Annotated in this window: 18 protein-coding genes; 3 read left to right on the top strand and 15 right to left on the bottom strand. The window is 35.7% G+C overall.

Translation table 11 applies throughout. The features are described from left to right. Positions 1 to 5: 5 nt before the first annotated feature. The 5 genes from I580_RS04080 to I580_RS04060 all read right to left on the bottom strand — a co-directional run bounded on the left by I580_RS04080 (position 6) and on the right by I580_RS04060 (position 3,688). Positions 6 to 620 (bottom strand): KpsF/GutQ family sugar-phosphate isomerase, encoded by a 615-nt coding sequence (locus I580_RS04080; RefSeq protein ID WP_010772574.1) that lies wholly within the window; start codon positions 618 to 620, stop codon positions 6 to 8. A 26-nt stretch (positions 621 to 646) separates the two neighbouring features. Continuing rightward, positions 647 to 1,906 carry a PTS ascorbate transporter subunit IIC gene (ulaA, locus tag I580_RS04075; RefSeq protein ID WP_010772575.1) on the bottom strand — a complete coding sequence of 420 codons (1,260 nt, stop codon included), beginning with the start codon at positions 1,904 to 1,906 and terminating at the stop codon, positions 647 to 649. 30 nt (positions 1,907 to 1,936) lie between these two features. Continuing rightward, the gene (locus I580_RS04070; protein ID WP_010772576.1) at positions 1,937 to 2,215 is read right to left on the bottom strand and encodes a PTS sugar transporter subunit IIB; all 279 of its coding nucleotides are present in this window, start codon (positions 2,213 to 2,215) and stop codon (positions 1,937 to 1,939) included. 12 nt (positions 2,216 to 2,227) lie between these two features. After that, positions 2,228 to 2,674: a PTS sugar transporter subunit IIA gene (locus I580_RS04065; protein ID WP_010772577.1), complete on the bottom strand. Its 447-nt coding sequence runs from the start codon at positions 2,672 to 2,674 to the stop codon at positions 2,228 to 2,230. A 570-nt stretch (positions 2,675 to 3,244) separates the two neighbouring features. Continuing rightward, positions 3,245 to 3,688: an NUDIX hydrolase gene (locus I580_RS04060; protein WP_010772578.1), complete on the bottom strand. Its 444-nt coding sequence runs from the start codon at positions 3,686 to 3,688 to the stop codon at positions 3,245 to 3,247. A 174-nt stretch (positions 3,689 to 3,862) separates the two neighbouring features. Here I580_RS04060 and gloA point away from each other — a divergent pair, with 174 nt between their 5' ends. Together gloA and I580_RS04050 are read left to right on the top strand one after the other, a co-directional pair. After that, on the top strand, positions 3,863 to 4,237 hold the full coding sequence (gene gloA, locus I580_RS04055) for a lactoylglutathione lyase (RefSeq protein WP_010772579.1): 375 nt from the start codon (positions 3,863 to 3,865) through the stop codon (positions 4,235 to 4,237). A 152-nt stretch (positions 4,238 to 4,389) separates the two neighbouring features. Continuing rightward, positions 4,390 to 5,109: a gamma-glutamyl-gamma-aminobutyrate hydrolase family protein gene (locus I580_RS04050; protein ID WP_010772580.1), complete on the top strand. Its 720-nt coding sequence runs from the start codon at positions 4,390 to 4,392 to the stop codon at positions 5,107 to 5,109. A gap of 57 nt (positions 5,110 to 5,166) precedes the next feature. Here the strand turns inward: I580_RS04050 and I580_RS04045 are convergent, their stop codons facing one another. Together I580_RS04045 and I580_RS04040 are read right to left on the bottom strand one after the other, a co-directional pair. Further along, a complete protein-coding gene (locus tag I580_RS04045; RefSeq protein WP_010772581.1) occupies positions 5,167 to 5,991 on the bottom strand; it encodes an aldo/keto reductase in 825 nt (274 codons plus the stop codon). 488 nt (positions 5,992 to 6,479) lie between these two features. Continuing rightward, entirely contained in the window at positions 6,480 to 7,496 is a 1,017-nt protein-coding gene (locus I580_RS04040; protein WP_010772582.1) for a branched-chain amino acid aminotransferase, read from the bottom strand. 188 nt (positions 7,497 to 7,684) lie between these two features. Between I580_RS04040 and I580_RS04035 the strand changes: the two genes are divergently transcribed. Next, positions 7,685 to 8,557 (top strand): mechanosensitive ion channel family protein, encoded by an 873-nt coding sequence (locus I580_RS04035; protein ID WP_143141651.1) that lies wholly within the window; start codon positions 7,685 to 7,687, stop codon positions 8,555 to 8,557. A gap of 48 nt (positions 8,558 to 8,605) precedes the next feature. On the opposite strand, the gene I580_RS04030 is transcribed toward I580_RS04035, so the two are convergent. From I580_RS04030 to rph, 8 genes are all read right to left on the bottom strand, one after another. Further along, positions 8,606 to 9,733, bottom strand: a complete 1,128-nt coding sequence (locus tag I580_RS04030) for an N-acetyldiaminopimelate deacetylase (protein ID WP_010772584.1) — start codon at positions 9,731 to 9,733, stop codon at positions 8,606 to 8,608. Between the two features lie 393 nt (positions 9,734 to 10,126). After that, on the bottom strand, positions 10,127 to 11,332 hold the full coding sequence (locus I580_RS04025; RefSeq protein WP_010772585.1) for an ABC transporter permease: 1,206 nt from the start codon (positions 11,330 to 11,332) through the stop codon (positions 10,127 to 10,129). Further along, positions 11,329 to 12,009, bottom strand: a complete 681-nt coding sequence (locus I580_RS04020) for an ABC transporter ATP-binding protein (RefSeq protein ID WP_010772586.1) — start codon at positions 12,007 to 12,009, stop codon at positions 11,329 to 11,331. The genes I580_RS04025 and I580_RS04020 overlap by 4 nt, the downstream gene beginning before the upstream one ends. Continuing rightward, positions 12,002 to 13,153: an efflux RND transporter periplasmic adaptor subunit gene (locus I580_RS04015; protein ID WP_010772587.1), complete on the bottom strand. Its 1,152-nt coding sequence runs from the start codon at positions 13,151 to 13,153 to the stop codon at positions 12,002 to 12,004. Before I580_RS04015 ends, I580_RS04020 begins: the two co-directional genes overlap by 8 nt. A gap of 165 nt (positions 13,154 to 13,318) precedes the next feature. Beyond that, complete coding sequence (gene dapD, locus I580_RS04010; RefSeq protein WP_010772588.1) at positions 13,319 to 14,020, bottom strand: 2,3,4,5-tetrahydropyridine-2,6-dicarboxylate N-acetyltransferase; 702 nt, start codon at positions 14,018 to 14,020, stop codon at positions 13,319 to 13,321. A gap of 104 nt (positions 14,021 to 14,124) precedes the next feature. Then, positions 14,125 to 14,622 carry a cyclic-di-AMP-binding protein CbpB gene (gene cbpB / locus I580_RS04005; protein WP_010772589.1) on the bottom strand — a complete coding sequence of 166 codons (498 nt, stop codon included), beginning with the start codon at positions 14,620 to 14,622 and terminating at the stop codon, positions 14,125 to 14,127. 192 nt (positions 14,623 to 14,814) lie between these two features. Next, complete coding sequence (locus I580_RS04000; protein WP_010772590.1) at positions 14,815 to 15,330, bottom strand: metallophosphoesterase; 516 nt, start codon at positions 15,328 to 15,330, stop codon at positions 14,815 to 14,817. A 10-nt stretch (positions 15,331 to 15,340) separates the two neighbouring features. Further along, positions 15,341 to 16,690: a ribonuclease PH gene (gene rph / locus I580_RS03995; RefSeq protein ID WP_010772591.1), complete on the bottom strand. Its 1,350-nt coding sequence runs from the start codon at positions 16,688 to 16,690 to the stop codon at positions 15,341 to 15,343. Between the last annotated feature and the right edge of the window lie 7 nt (positions 16,691 to 16,697).

The raw sequence follows: 16,697 nt of genomic DNA, 5'->3' as shown, positions 1-16,697 counted from the left end.
CTTTCTTACCTATTTTTTGAGCTACTTTTCCCTAAAGCTCCACCTGGATGCCATTTGACATATTCTTCGTTTGTTATGCCTTTTTCCTCTTGCAATAAAACACTTAACGACTGCAGAATCAACACTTCCGCCAAGATTGAAGCGCGCGGAGGCTTATTCAACGAATCACCTTCTTTTTCAACACCAGCAAACAGAAAACAATCACTATTTTTTGAAAGCCATGAACTTTTTTTTCCTGTCACTGAAATAATTTTAGCTCCATTTTTTGTGAGTGTTTGAACTGTTTTTTTCAGTTCTTCCGTTTCCCCGCTATTTGAAATGGATAGAACAATATCCCCTGCTCGAACTTGTCCCGCTGAACCATGAATCGCTTCAGTACCATCTAAAAAATAAGCAGGCGTTCCTGTCGAAGATAACAGTGAAGCAATGTATTCTGCTACATGACCCGGTTTACCAATTCCAGTTACATGCACTCGTCCCCCATTTTTTTCAGAATCAAGAATCAACTCTTTTGCTATGGACAACTGCTTGATTGATATTGCTTGAATAAGTTTATTTAGTTCTTCTGATGTTGTATCAAAAAAATTTTCTAATACTTGCTCTGTTCTTTGTTTGATCATTTCAACTTTGTCTCCAATCTATTGTATTATGAAAATAGATTCAATACTTTTTCAATAAAAATTCCAATCACATTGTAATCGATATTCGGGAACGTCGAACCTTCTAACCCCATACTTCCATAGACTGGATAAAGAATTGTCGGTAAAAAAGCTAGCAGTAACCCCACAATAAATGATCCAGCAACTGCACCTCGCCATCCTCCTGTAGAATTTCCAAAAACTCCTGCAGTTCCACCAGAGAAAAAGCATATATGAGCAGCAGGAATAATTACGATTGGAAATTTGAAGATTACCATGATTGCAACGCCTACTAACCCGGCCGCATATGCTGACAAAAAACCAACAATGACAGCTGTTGGAGCATATGGAAAAACGGTTGGAACATCCAATGCCGGACGTGAATTCGGAATGAATTTTTCTGATATTGAAACAAAAGCGGCTGTAATTTCAGCTAAAAACATACGTACACCTGTCATTAAAATAGACATCCCTGCTGTAAATGTGAATGCTTGAATCATCGGGAAAACTAACCAATGAGTAGTTCCAGATAATTCTTGGGTAACTTCACGACCCGCTTTTAAAGCGGATACATAAAAAAGAATCAACATGATAACCGCTACTCCCATCAAGAAATCTCTAAAGAAAGACAACCATTTAGGAAAATTGATATGTTCAGTACTTTTATCTTCATGCTTACTAAAAATTTTACCAATATAGCCAGATAGTGAATAACCAATCATATTGAAATGTCCAATTGCAACATCATCACTTCCAGTGATCTTTCGCATAAACGGTTGACATAATTGAGGAAGTGCCGCCGAACAAAATCCTAAAATCGTTCCTCCTAAAATGATAGCTGCAACATCTGAAATCCCATGAGATTTGATAATCAATGACAAAACGCAAGCAAAGAATAAGCTATGACCTGTTGTAAAGAAAATATTTTTCATGGGTGTGATACGGGCAAAAATCAAGTTCATTATAAATCCTAATATCAATGTACATGATGTCACTAACGCATACTGTTCTTGGGCCATAGCCGTTGCTGCCTCAGGTGAAGCCACAACACCAACAATGTTAAAACCCGTTTGAAATAGCTTGTTGAAATTTTGCAATGCTCCTGTCATCAGTGCACCACCTGCACTAAAAACCATAAAACCAATAATTGTTTTAAAGGTTCCAGTTAAGATTTCCGTACCTGTCTTCTTTTGAGCGACTAGTCCAACGAACGCAACAATGCCAAGTAAAATTGCTGGTGTGCTTAAAAAACTAATAATAAAATCCACTTTTTTCATCTCCTTGTGTTTGCATTTAAATTAACGATTCAAAAATCCACTTAGCTTACTTTCAATTTCAGCCTTATCGACGATATTATTGATACCAATGATTGTTTGTTTTAATCCTTGTGTCTCCAATTCTTTTGCAACATCAGCTAAAGTTATGAGTAAATCACCGTCAAATCCTGAAACCGCATCCAAAGAAGAATGTTCAACTTGAATAGGAAACCCTTTTTCTTTTATCACTTGTTCTGTTTTTATTTTTAACATTAAACTTGATCCTACTCCTGCTCTACATGCGACTAATGCTTTATGCATATTGTTCATCTCCTATTCTTTTTCAATAATATAGTTTAAAATATCCCTTGGATTTTTAGCAGTATCTAATATCTGATAAAACTTCTGATCACTTAGTAAATTTACTAATGCAGCCATTGATTCTAGATGCGTTTCACTATCTTTTGCACTCATACAAAAAAGATACTTGACTGGATCATTCGTTTTGTTTCCAGAAACTACTGGTGTTTTCAAGGTTGTTATCCCCATTGCTAAATCCAATGCACCATACTGTGTTGGTGCATGAGGTAATGCAACGTATTTCGTGATCACAATATAGGGCCCCAAAGTTTGAGTCGTTTCAATAATTTTTTCAATATACTCCACTGTGATTTTCCCATTATGAAGCAGCGGTTTTGCTGATTGACGAATCGCGTCTTCCCAATCAGCGGCTTCAATACCTAATTGAATATATTCTTCCTTTATCATTTCACTTAACAATATGCAACACCCCTTTAAATTTTAACCAAGCGTACGACTTATTGGTTCCTTTTCAATATAATCTGTTTACAGGAACGTTTCAATCTCTTTTGATTCCTTATTTTGTTTTCAAACGTCACAAAAAGTGGTCTTGAAAAAGGCTTATTTCAGCAAAAAAACATTCGCTGATCAATAAAACGAAGCAAATGTGTGTTATTTCGTTCACTTTTTTGTTTTGATCTTTACTTCGTTCCAACAGATGATAAATTTAAATACAAGTATCGCACTCAATGAGCGTGATTGAGACATTCTTTTGTAATTTCCACTGTTTTTTTCAGGTTTATTTCCATGAAAAAAGGCTAGGATATCACTCTACGAGTCATATCCTAGCCTCAAGGAATCCAGCAAACTAGTGCAAAAAGAAGCGATTACACTGTTGTAAATCACAAAGAACAAAGTAATTCGACGATACACAATGCACGGTGTCTGAATGACACCGTACTTCTTTTATTTTTTAAGTGCTAAAGCATTAAGAGTTGGAGATTTGGGAAATAACCACTTCTGTCCAACCTCTTTCATTTACTCATGATTTTATTGAGAGGATTTCCATTTACGAACTGCCCACTTGTGACTACCACGTTTTAACAAGTCAATTCCTTCATCAACAGATACCCACCGAATCGTATTCTCTTTTTCCAAAGGTTCACAAACCTGCGTCCAATTATCAGCAACAAAGAAATAACCTGGGTTATAATAATCGGTGTTACGGTGCCTCGAATGGAAATACTCATCCGCTTGACCCAGGTATTCACCGATGGCTACTTCAACTCCAAGTTCTTCAAGCATTTCCCGATGGATAGCATTTTCTTTCGTCTCCCCTTGTTCAATTTCTCCGCCTGGTAAAAAATAAGCTCCATTAGGTGCTTGAACTAACACTATCTCTGAACCATTATTTCTCGATACAATAATATAAGCACCTAGCCTTTTTTTATAGACTAATGTTTCCGATTTTTCACCAAATGACGGTGTTTTCATAAAAACAACTCCCTTTTCTTTTAACCTAATTTTACATGAGAATTTTCTCATGAACAAGCAATATCTTATCATTTCACTCACAATTTCATGAAAGTGTATGCTACTATAAAAATATCAGTAGATTATTTCCTATAATCTTCGATAATATCTACTTTTGAAAGGAAGATGATTCATATGAAAATGGCTCACACATGTGTTCGAGTTAAAGATTTAGAAGCCTCGCTGGAATTTTATCAAAAGGCCTTTAATTTTGAGGAAAGCCGCCGTCGTGATTTTCCAGAACATAAATTTACTTTAGTTTATCTAACGTTACCAGGAGATGGATATGAACTGGAGTTAACCTATAATTATGATCATGAAGCGTACGATTTAGGTGACGGTTATGGTCACATCGCTATTAGTACAGACGAAATCGAAAAATTGCACGAAGAGCAAAAAAATGCAGGCTTCACAGTTACAGATATGAAAGGATTACCAGGAACACCTCCTTCATATTACTTTATCATTGATCCTGATGGTTATAAAATCGAAGTTATTCGAGCTCGCTAATACTAAAAACAGTTACTCACTATTTGGCACTTGCCTAATTTGTGACTAACTGTTTCTTTTTCCCAGTAATCAAACTAAAAGCGATTTATAACGCTATTTCTTAAAAAGAATGATACACTGTTACCCTACATATTAATTGAGGACGTGATCAAATGACAACAACTATAGGCATAGCTGGAAATCAAATTATTCAATCCGTTGATGTATTCCACGGAAACCATGTAAGCTATACGCCACAAAACTTTGTAACTGCGATTCAAAAAGCAGGCGGGCTACCGATTGTTTTGCCAATCAGTGATGAACAAGCGGCGGCTGCTTATATTTCTAAAATCGATAAACTATTATTAGCAGGCGGACAAGATATTTCTCCTGATTTTTTTGGGGAAGAACCTCACCCAAAACTCGAAGAGACAAATCGCAATCGCGATCTTTTTGAATTAGCTTTGATTAACGAAGCTATCAAACAAAACAAACCCATTTTTTCAGTTTGTCGCGGTATGCAATTAATCAATGTTGCATTGGGCGGAACTTTATACCAAGATCTTTCTTTATACCCTGATTGGACAGTCAAACACGGCCAACAACCAACTCAACCGCAATTTGCAACTCATGGAATCAAAATAGAAAAAGACAGCGCTCTTTATCAAGTATTTGGAGAAAGCTATCGAGTTAATTCTTATCACCACCAAGCTATCAATACTTTAGCCCCATCTTTAAAAATTACTGCAAGATCATCTGACGGGATTGTAGAAGCTGTTGAATCGATAGATCCTAATCAGCGATTAATCGGTGTTCAATGGCATCCTGAACTTCGTTTTGATGTTGATACAAAAGAATTTAATTTATTCGACTATTTTGTAAATCAATTATAAAAAAGGTGGGAAATCAACGAAAATTGATTTCCCACCTTTTTAAAGGATTGCTTTAGTTTAAAAATCAAAGTTATCTGGATCTGGGCCTAAACGTTCATTTGTGTTTAATTCGTCAATCTGCTTTATATCTTCTTCAGTTAGTTCAAAGTCAAATACATCGAAATTTTGTTTAATACGATCTTGATGTACTGATTTTGGTATAACGATGATATCATTTTGTAAATGCCAGCGAATAATGACTTGGGCGGCTGTTTTATTATACTTTTTAGCGATTTCAACTAAAGTTGGGTTTTCTAAAATTTTACCTTGTCCTAAAGGAGACCAAGCTTCTACTGCAATTCCCTTGTCAGCTAAAAATTTGCGCAATAGTTCTTGTGTCAATGTTGGATGAATTTCGATTTGATCCACCATAGGAACAACTTTCGCTTCTTTTAACAAATCTTCTATATGATGTTCATGAAAGTTAGAGACACCAATCGCTTTGGCACGTCCACTTTCATAGATTTCTTCCATCGCACGCCAAGAATCTTTGTATTTCCCTTCTACTGGCCAATGGATTAGATATAAATCAACATAGTCTAAACCTAATTCATTCAAACTATCGTCAAAGGCTTTTAGAGTAGACTCATACCCCTGATCAGCATTCCATAATTTCGTTGTAACGAAAATTTCTTCTCTAGGAACGCCAGATGTACGAATTCCTTCGCCGACACTAACTTCATTTTTATAAGCTGCAGCGGTATCAATTAAACGATAACCAGATTCTAACGCCCATTTTACAGCATTAACAGCCTCAGCTCCATCTTTCGCTTTCCATACCCCTAAACCTAAACGAGGGATAATCGAACCATTGGCTAACTCTTTCATTTTTTTAAAAGACATTTTTTTCATCCTTTCTTAAAAAAAGTGAATACACAATTAGTATACTCTTTAAAATACCAAATTAAAACTAACTGGATTATACAAGTGCAATATCTTTTTTGTCACATAGTCTAGAAAAGTTTAGTTTCCTAGCTTATGATAAAGAATGATTCTATTTTGATAATGAAGGGCTGACTGTAATGACATTAAATTTTAAAAAATATATTGATGACTTTCCTATCAAGAATGCTGTTACTTACTGATTATTCGTTAAGCCTTTATTCCAATTATCTATATAAAATTGGTACTGACATAACGATGCATCAAATATATTATTTCCCATATACCCCTTCTCTTTTTTAATCATTCTTCTTGAAATAATACTACGCATTATTTTTGCTTTTTGATTAAGAATAGACGAAAAGATTTTTTCTATTCAAATAAACTAAAAAAGAAAACAACGCCATTTCTCCGTCATTTTCTTTCTAAATAAACTATAAAAAATTTATCTATATTTTTATGTTTCTAATCCAACCCTCTGGCGCAGGCACATCACCAAATTGAATCCCAGTTAGTTCATCGTAAAGTTTTTGAGTTACAGGCCCAACTTCTGTTTCACTATAAAAAACATGGAAATCATCATACGTTTGAATACCACCAATAGGTGAAATTACAGCTGCTGTTCCACAAGCCCCAGCTTCTTTAAATTGATCTAAAGAATCAATATAAACATCTTCTTCAACAGCTTCCATCTCAAGATTATGTTCTGCCAAATAAAGCAGTGAGTACTTCGTTATACTCGGTAAAATAGATGGTGATAACGGGGTGATAAAACGATTGTCTTTTGTGATCCCAAAGAAATTAGCTGAACCTACTTCTTCGATTTTAGTATGGGTCGTTGGATCTAGATAGATACAGTCTGAAAAGTTTTTTTCTTTTGCTTCTTCTCCAGGCAAAAAGCTAGCTGCATAGTTCCCACCAACCTTAATCGCACCAGTTCCTTGAGGTGCAGCGCGATCATAGTCAGAGAATATAAAGTTTGTCGGTGTCAGTCCTCCTTTAAAGTAGGCACCTACAGGCATACAAAAAACGGTAAATAAATACTCTGGTGCTGGTTTTACACCAATCCCTTCACCGACTCCAATCAATAACGGACGAATATATAACGTACCACCACTCCCATACGGTGGAATAAACGCTTCGTTTGCTTTAACAACGTCCTCTACAGCCTGAATAAATTTATCTTCTGGAACCTCAGCCATGAATAAACGTCTAGCACTTCGGTTCATACGTTTTGAATTTTCATCCACTCGAAATAAATTGATTGAGCCATCTTTACAACGATAGGCCTTCAAACCTTCAAAACACTGTTGTCCGTAATGAAGCGCTGCCGAACCTTCGTGAAGATGCAATGTGTTCTCTTCCGTTAATTTTCCTTCATCCCATTGACCATTTTTCCAAGTTGAAATGTATCTGAATGGTGTTTTTATATAGTCAAATCCTAAATTATCCCAATCAATTGACATACGATCACTCCTTATTTTCAGAATATTGTAACACATTTCCAATGAATTTGTTAAGCTTTTTCAATAAATAATGACATCTTTTTTCAAATTCAAGTATAATGAGAAAGTAATCATCGAAAAAAAAGAAAGTTGGGATTTCCTTGTTTATTCTTGGACAATCAGCATCTAGTGCTACAGTTGAAAGCACTATGGATATAAAAACGGCTACTGAAGATAAAGTCAATGCGCTACAACGTTTTTGGAACGGAATCAATTGGGATCAAATTATCGCCACACTAATTCAAAAGGCAATTTACCTACTATTCCTGATTCTACTTTTTGCACTTCTTAATCGAATAGGCAAAACACTGATTGATAAAACATACGGTAACTATAGTAAAAAACAATCATTTAGTGAAAGTCGTTTAAAAACATTACATACCCTGATCAATAATACTTTTCAATATACTCTTTTTTTCTTTTTTATTTATTCGTTATTGACCGTAATAGGTGTACCCGTCGGCTCACTTCTTGCTGGAGCGGGTATCGCTGGTGTAGCAATTGGTTTAGGGGCCCAAGGATTCATGAACGATATCATCACTGGCTTTTTTATCATTTTAGAACAACAAATGGATGTTGGGGACTATGTTCGTCTGACTGCGCTTGGAATAGAAGGAACTGTCACTTCAGTCGGTCTTAGAACAACACAAATGAAAGCATTAGATGGAACTGTTCACTTTATCCCTAATCGAAATATTACCACGATCAGCAACCTTTCTCGTTCCAATATGCAAGTCTTGATTGATGTACGAATAGTGCCTGACGAAGGATATGATCAGATCACTGCAATCATTGACCAAGTGAATCAGCAATTAAAAGATAAATACACAGAAAGTATTCAAACAGGTCCCACTATTTTTGGAATGGTCGATCTCGGCAATGGAAATTTTGCCGTTCGCACGACGATGTATGTATTAAACGGAAAACAAGCACCCATCAGAGAAGAATTCTTAGCTCAATATGTAAAAAAATTATCTGAAGCTAACTTTACGATTCCAAATACACCTATTACATTAAAATAAAAAATAAGGTTGGGATATGACACTGCGAGTCACCTCCCAACCTTATTTTTATTTGTCTAAAAATCTCAAAAAATTACTGATATGTTCTACCGCAAATGGGATTGCTTCTTCCTTAGGATTAAATTGAGCAGAATGTAGACCAAAAGGACTATCTACTCCTAGCCAAAACATCGTTCCTGGAACTTTGGATAACAGATAACCGAAATCCTCACCCGTCATAGCGACATCTGCCTCTTCAAACAAAACATTCGGTTCATTTTGCATAAACGATATAAATGTTTCTGTCGTTTGTTTATTGTTGATAACTGGAAGATAGCCTTTTTGCTCTAAAGAAACAACTACTTCACAGTTAAAGGATTTAGAAATTCCTTCTCCAATTTCCCTGATTCTAACTTGTGTTAATTGATTCATCTCTTCAGTTAAAGTCCGAATCGTCCCAGAAATCGTTGCTTCTCCCGCAATCACATTCGTTGCTGATCCTGCATTGAATGTACCAAACGTGACAACAGCTCCTTCAACTGGATTTACATTTCGACTGACGATAGTTTGAGCCTGCTGAACAAGACTCATTCCGGCTACAATCATATCATTTGAGGCATGTGGAAATGCAGCATGTCCACCTTTTCCCTTTAACGTAATTTGAACTTCGCAGGTCGCAGCAAACAGTGTACCAACTTTCGTTGTAACCTTTCCAACTGGTAATTCTGGATTTACATGCAGGCCATAAAATTCATCTGGTAACCATGAACCAAAGGCTCCCGCTTCATACATCAACATACCACCAGCTTCATTTTCTTCTGCAGGTTGAAATAGAAATAAGTAATTATTTTCAGGCTGTTCAACTGTCAGTTGTTCCAACAAACCTAATCCAATCGTCATATGAAAATCATGTCCACAAGCATGCATGTACCCTTTATGTGTAGACTGAAAATCAGAAATCACCTCTTCTGTTATTGGCAAACCATCCATATCAGCACGCCAACCTATTGTTTTTTTAGGTTCTTTCCCATGAACAAAAACCATAATACCCGTTCGCCAAGTTTTATATTCTATAAAATCTTTATCCAGCGATGTAATAATTTCCAGCAAATACTTGTGAGTTTTTTCTTCCTCCAGACCTATTTCTGGTATTTGGTGAAGCTGTCTACGAATCTCAATCAATTGTTCTTGAATCACTATTTGTCTGCCTCTTTTCTATTTCATTATGTCTTATTGTTGAATAAAATAGTTCTTCTGTCAATCCTTCACTTAGAAAAATTTTATAGTATTTAGGAAATTAAGACTCATTCTACTTTTATTATAGTCTAAAAAAACATGGAGTAAATGTATTGATTTTTTCTAAATCGATTCCTTAAAATCACATGATATTCTACTTTTAAAAAAAGGAACTGACACACAACTCTTTGAGTCATATCTCAGTTCCTTAACATGCAAACAAAAAATGGTAAAAACAGACTATTCTATCAACGTATCAGCTTTGGCATATTTACTTGATCTAACCAACTTTTAGCCTAACCTTTAGGATGACCTGAATAGAAGACATGATCATGTAACTTCTTCGCTCCAATATTATTTCATAATATCAATCAAATCTTTTTTAGAAGCTGCTGATGCAGGCATGTAACTAAACACAACACCGATCAGAACTGAAATTCCTATGGCTAATCCAACCGTAAATAAATCTGGGCGCACTGCAAAGGGTAAAAATATAGAAGAAACAATCCCTAGAATCATCCCTAATGAATAGCCAACCAAACCACCAAGTAAAGTCAAGGTTAGTCCTTCTGCTAAAAATTGTTTTCTGATGTCTTTTTCTGTTGCCCCTAACGCTCGACGAATCCCTATTTCTTTCGTTCGTTCTGAAACAGAAATATACATCATATTCATAACACCAACTCCTGCAATAAACAACGAAATACCCGCTACAGCTGAAATAAACAGCGTAAGATTATCTAAAATACTGCCCATTTGTGCAATATCTGATTTTGGATTATATACTTCGTACTCTCCAGTATTTCTCATGCTTCCGCTGAAATTAAGCTGTTTTAAAACTTCTGATGTGACCTTTTGTTTATTCGCGCCCACTTCTGTTTCTAAGTCTAAAATAGCTTGACGGTCAGGTTTGTTGAAGTAATGATCATAGCTTTTAATAGGAAAATAGGCAAGCGGTTCTTGATTTTCCATTGATAATGTACCGCTTTCGCTAGCTTTGATACCTACTACGGTGAATAATTCATTCATTACCTCAAAACCTTTTCCGACAGCTTTTTCAGGGTCACCATAGAGCTTTTGGGCTAACACTTCATCGATAACAACTACTTTATTCAACGTTTCATTATCTTTTGGCTCTATTTGTCGACCCACCAATAAATTTACTGATGTGTTTTCAACTCGCTCTGCTTTTTTGGTTAGTTTTTTACCGCGCACATATAGTTCTATTTGACGTTCGGTCAATATGATTTTGGGTTTGTAAAAACTTACCTTCTTAATTCCTTTAACATTCTTGATCAAATCTAAATCGCTCTTCTTAAAGACCTCACCTGCTGTGAACGCATTGGCCACATCATAATAATTGAACGTAATGTTGCTAACGTTTTTATTTGTATTATTCATTGACATCTTGTCGATCATATCACGTTTGAATCCATTACCGATAGATACAATCGTAATCACTGAAGCAATCCCAATAATAATACCAAACATCGTTAAGAAGCTGCGCTTTTTGTTTTTCAGAATTGATTTTAATGCTGTCTTCCAAATAACAAAATTTTTCATTTAACCAACTCCTCTTCAACTATGACCCCATCTTTCACCCGAATTAAACGATCACAGTATGAGACCATTTCAGGATTATGGGTAACCAAAATAATGGTTACGCCCTCTTGCCTATTTAAATCTTGAAATAACTGCATAATATCTTCAGAGGTTTTTGAATCAAGAGCTCCGGTCGGTTCATCAGCAATAATAAATCTGGGTGAGTTCACGATCGATCTAGCAATAGCTACACGTTGTTGTTGACCTCCAGATAACTGTTTAGGATATTTACTAGCTTTATCTGCTAAGCCAACTTTTGTTAATACTTCCTGTACTCTTGCTTTGGTATCTGTATAAGCCGAACCATTATACAAAAGTGGCAATTCAATATTTTCAAAAACGGTGTTATTTTCAATCAAACTAAAGTTTTGAAAAACAAAACCAACTGATTTATTTCGGATAGCAGATAATTCCTTATCGGAAAAGTCTGTAATCTCTTTTTCTTCAAATAAATACTTTCCTTCAAATTTTTTATCAATGAATCCAATCAGGTTAATCAGTGTCGATTTTCCTGAACCAGAAGGTCCCATAACCGCAACAAACTCTTTTTCTTTGATTTCAAAATTTACATCTTTCAAAACATGAAGCGTTTCTTCTTCTAAAGAATAATACTTATTGATTTGTTCAAGTTTAATCATTTTCACGCACCTGCACTTCTGCATTATCTGTCAATCCGTCATCTGGATTTCCAATGATTTTAGTTCCTTTAGAAATCCCTGACTCTACAATTTTTGCCCCATTCATATCTGCGATTTTAACATCTGTTTTTACCGCTCGACCATTTTTATAGACGTAAACAAAAGTCTTGTTATCTTTTGTCACAATTGTTTTTTCTGGTAAGACCAATTGTGGTTGTGGTAATGAAACTTGTACCGATGACCCATACGCCCATGGGAATTCTCCATCTACTATAAATTCATAGGTCGGAATTTCTGAATCATTTCCATTTTTTGATTTAGGTAGTTGATCGATTCTACTAATTTTCCCTTGAGCAGTTTGGTTAGAGCCAATAGATGTCACACTGACTTCTTGTCCTACTTTTAGTTTCGCTAAGTCATATTCTGTCACGATTCCTTTTGTCTGTTTAGACTTGCTTAACACTTGTACTAAAGGTTGCTCCAATGATTTCTTACCAGCTTCATTTACCATTGCTACTCCATCAATCGTTGCTTTGACTGTTGAGGTAACTTTTCCTTGTTCAGATTCTAGAGCAGCCGCTTCGTCGTTCACTTCTGTATAGGCTAAATCTAGTGCTTGTTGTGCTTGAACCATTTCATTATTGATACTCGTCGCTTCTGTTTTTTGTTGATCAATTTTCCCTTTAAGTTCTTCTTTTTTTTCAGGATCCGTTTCTCTATTAAAATCAGCTTTCATTTGATTTAAACTTGTTTGAGCTTCATTGTAACGAGTTTGTGCACGACTCAAATTTTGAGCTGCTTGTTGTGCAGATAGACTACTTTTGTTCACTATTCTTTGTTGTTGATCTGCTCTATTCTGAGCTTCTCCATTCAAATAATTAAGTAAAACATCACCATTTTTCACTTCTTGTTCATGTTTTACTGGAATATCTGCAATCGTTCCGAATGTTTGATCATAAAAAATATCCTGAGTTTGAGTAGCTTTCACTTCGCCTTTTAAAAGAAGTGGGTCTAATGGCTTCAAAGTAAAGGCATTATAGTTAGGTTCAGCTTTCTTAGGGGAGGAAAAAAATAAGAAATAACTTCCTATACATACTCCGGCTATGATACCACCAATAACTAATTTTAATTTTTTGTTTTTCATAATACTTATTCCTCCTACATACTCTTATACCTATGATTATAGTCAGAAATCAGTATAATGAGAATTGAATGAACGAACATTTAACTTACACATTTGCAAGTTTAATATAACAAAAAAAAATAGAACTAAAAGGAGCCATGTCCTTTTTTAGTTCTATTTTTTTTATTATAATTTTCGCAGTTCTTCCATCATGTTTGTTTTGCTTTTCGTTTTTTCATCAATGTCTTTTATTTTTTTAGCAGGTACTCCAGCTACGACTGTATATGGTGCAACGTCATCGACAACGATTGCGCCAGCAGCAACAACTGCACCTTCGCCAACTCTAATGCCTTCTAACACAACAGCATTTGCACCAATCAAGACATTATCTTCGATAACGACTGGTTCTGCACTTGGTGGTTCAATAACACCTGCAAGAACAGTCCCCGCACCGATATGACAATTTTTACCCACCGTTGCCCGTCCGCCTAAAATTGCGCCCATATCAATCATTGTTCCGGCGCCAATTACTGCACCGATATTAATAACAGCGCCCATCATGATCACTGCATTATCTCCGATTTCAACCTGATCTCTGATAGTTGCCCCTGGTTCAATACGAGCATTTAGTTCTTTAATATCCAACATTGGAATGGCAGAGTTTCTTGAATCATTTTCAATGACGTAATCGATAATAGACTCCTTATTCTCTTCTAAAAAGTTTTTAATTACATTCCATTCACCAAATAAAGTTCCTGTTTTACAGTTGGTAAAGGCTTGAATTTCATCAGGAAAGATTACCTCTTTAAGTTTGCCTTTCAATGTAACTTTTACTGGCGTTTTCTTCTCAGCATTCCCGATATAGTTAATAATTTCATATGCGTCCATCAAATAACTCCCTTCAAATTAAGCTGCAAATCGAACTAATCTAAAACTCACAACTGTTTTTAGATATTTAGCTTATCAGAAAACTGAGAAAAAGTGAATAAAAATCAAACCACTTTCATTTCTCTAGACTCTTCATCCGATTTGGGTAAAATGATATTTTTTCGTTCCAGTTCATGAGCCATATGATTAATCGCTTTTAACAGTTCTTTGCGTGTAATGATCCCCTTAAAGCATTGATTGTCATCCACCACAGGTAGAAATGCTGCATCTACCAATAGATGTAGCACATCTTCTAATTCCCACTGTTCCCCGATCACTGGTACATTAACTTCCATAACATCGGCTACAGTAAAATCTTTTAATTTATCAAAATCTACTGATGTGATATCAAACATTTTATCCACAACATCAGATAAACTAATCAATCCTACAAAGCGATCTCCTTTATCTAAAACAGGAATTTTGGAATATTTTACTTGAGATAAAACCAATAATGCATGACTTAACGGATTCAAACACATAACATTTGCCACATTTTCCGCTGGAATCAAAAAGGTTTCTTGCTTTTCTAATAATAATTCTTTTATAGCAGTTCCAATCATTTGGAGTGCCTCCATTTCATTTTCTTTGCCACAACTATCATTGTACAGAAAACGGATGCAAATGTCTTTAAATTCAAACTTTTTTCATAACTCTTAAAAAAAATTAACATTTGAGCTTATTTTCTTCATCGCTAAATTCGTTTTTAAAACTAAAAAATAGCTCTCACTATCCCTAGCAAAAGCTATTTAATCTTATATTTTATTGAAAACAAAATGCAAGTCCTTGAATGGTTCATGGTCACGCCCATAATATTGAACGATAAATTGATCTGGAGTACTATCAATAATCGCATATGATTTTAGTTGGATCGCGCCTCTTGGCTGACTGATGCTTCCAGGATTCAGATAAAGAACATGGGCACGAACCTCGCAACCAATTTCATGTGTATGACCAAATAACGCAATCGTTGCTTTGACCTGCTCAGCTTTTAAAGCAAGAGCAGTCAACCCAGAACGAACGTTAGCTAAATGACCATGTGTCATAAAAATGGTATCCAATCCAGTCTTCTCTACGATACTGTCAGGAAATTCAGGATCATAATCACAATTTCCTTTTACTACAATAAAATCATTCCACAATACGTCGCTAGGTTCTAATTCCGAATCACCACAATGAAACAATTTATCAACTTTTCCTCGATATGTTTCTGCTAAATCAACTAATATATCACGATCACCATGATTATCACTCACTACTAGATATTTCATGCACAACCTCCTAGTTTTTCAACCAATTTTCCCATTGATTTCTTAGTTTTGCAACTGCTTTCCCTCGATGACTAATTTCATTTTTGCGCTCATCAGAAAGTTCAGCAGCTGTTTTTTGCTCCTCTGGTACGAAGAACAAAGGGTCGTAACCAAAACCATGATCACCACGTGGAATTGTTCCGATTTCTCCTGACCAATTTCCTTCTACAACTAAACTTTCTTTATCAGGGGCAGCAAATACGAGTGTACAATGAAATCTAGCTGTTCGTTTTTCTTTTGGTATTCCGGTTAGTTCATGTAATAGTTTTGCGTTATTAGCAGCATTATTGGTTGGTTCTCCAGCAAAACGTGCAGAGAAGATCCCAGGCCTACCATCTAACGCATCAACAATCAATCCAGAATCATCTGCTAGCACAGGTTGTTTTAGCAAATCCGCAATTGTTTCTGCTTTTAACCGAGCATTTTCTTCAAATGTTTTCCCAGTTTCTTCAACATCTGGTATGTCTGGATAGTCTAATAGCGTCTTGATTTTATAGCCTTTTTCAGCAAAAATTTTCGTGAATTCTTTGGCTTTCCCTGGATTTCTTGTTGCGATTACGATCGTTTTGTCTTCTATCGAAACTGATTTATCCCTTAATTGATCCATCAACGCTTCTTTTTGATAAGCAATCAAATGCTCAATTCCTGTTTTGCCATAAAATAATAATGAGTTTAGCTCATCACCTGAAAAAGTGGACTCTTCGCCTGTCCCTTGAACTTCAACAAAATTACCAGATTCGGTCATTACCAAATTCATATCCACCGCTGCCGCAGAATCTTCTATATAATCTAGATCAAGAACACAATGCCCCTCAGTTAAAATCCCAACACTAATTGCCGCTAAATATTCTTTGATTGGATTTTCTTGTAGTTCTCCTTTTTTAAGCATTTTATCGACTGCAATTTTCATTGCAACAAACGCCCCTGTAATACTGGCTGTTCGAGTTCCACCGTCAGCTTGGACAACATCACAATCAACAATAATACTTCTTTCTCCTAATTTCTTTAAATCAACAACAGCTCGCAGTGAACGGCCAATTAAACGTTGGATTTCCATCGTACGTCCGGTCAACTTTCCTTTGGCACTTTCACGGATGTTCCTTGTATTTGTGGCTCTCGGAAGCATACTATATTCTGCTGTCACCCAGCCTGTTCCCTCACCTTTTAAAAATGGTGGAACCTTTTCTTCCACGGTTGCAGAACAAATGACTTTCGTCTCACCAAAAGAAATGACTACTGATCCTTCTGGATGTTTATAAACATTAGTCTCAATGGTGATTTTTCTTAATTCTTTCGCTTGCCTTCCATCATGTCTGATCACGTTTTAT

Source organism: Enterococcus caccae ATCC BAA-1240, from assembly GCF_000407145.1.
Classification (GTDB): Bacteria; Bacillota; Bacilli; order Lactobacillales; family Enterococcaceae; genus Enterococcus_L; species Enterococcus_L caccae.
The sequence above is the reverse complement of the archived record's forward strand: the minus strand, read 5'-3'. Positions and strand labels throughout refer to the sequence as shown.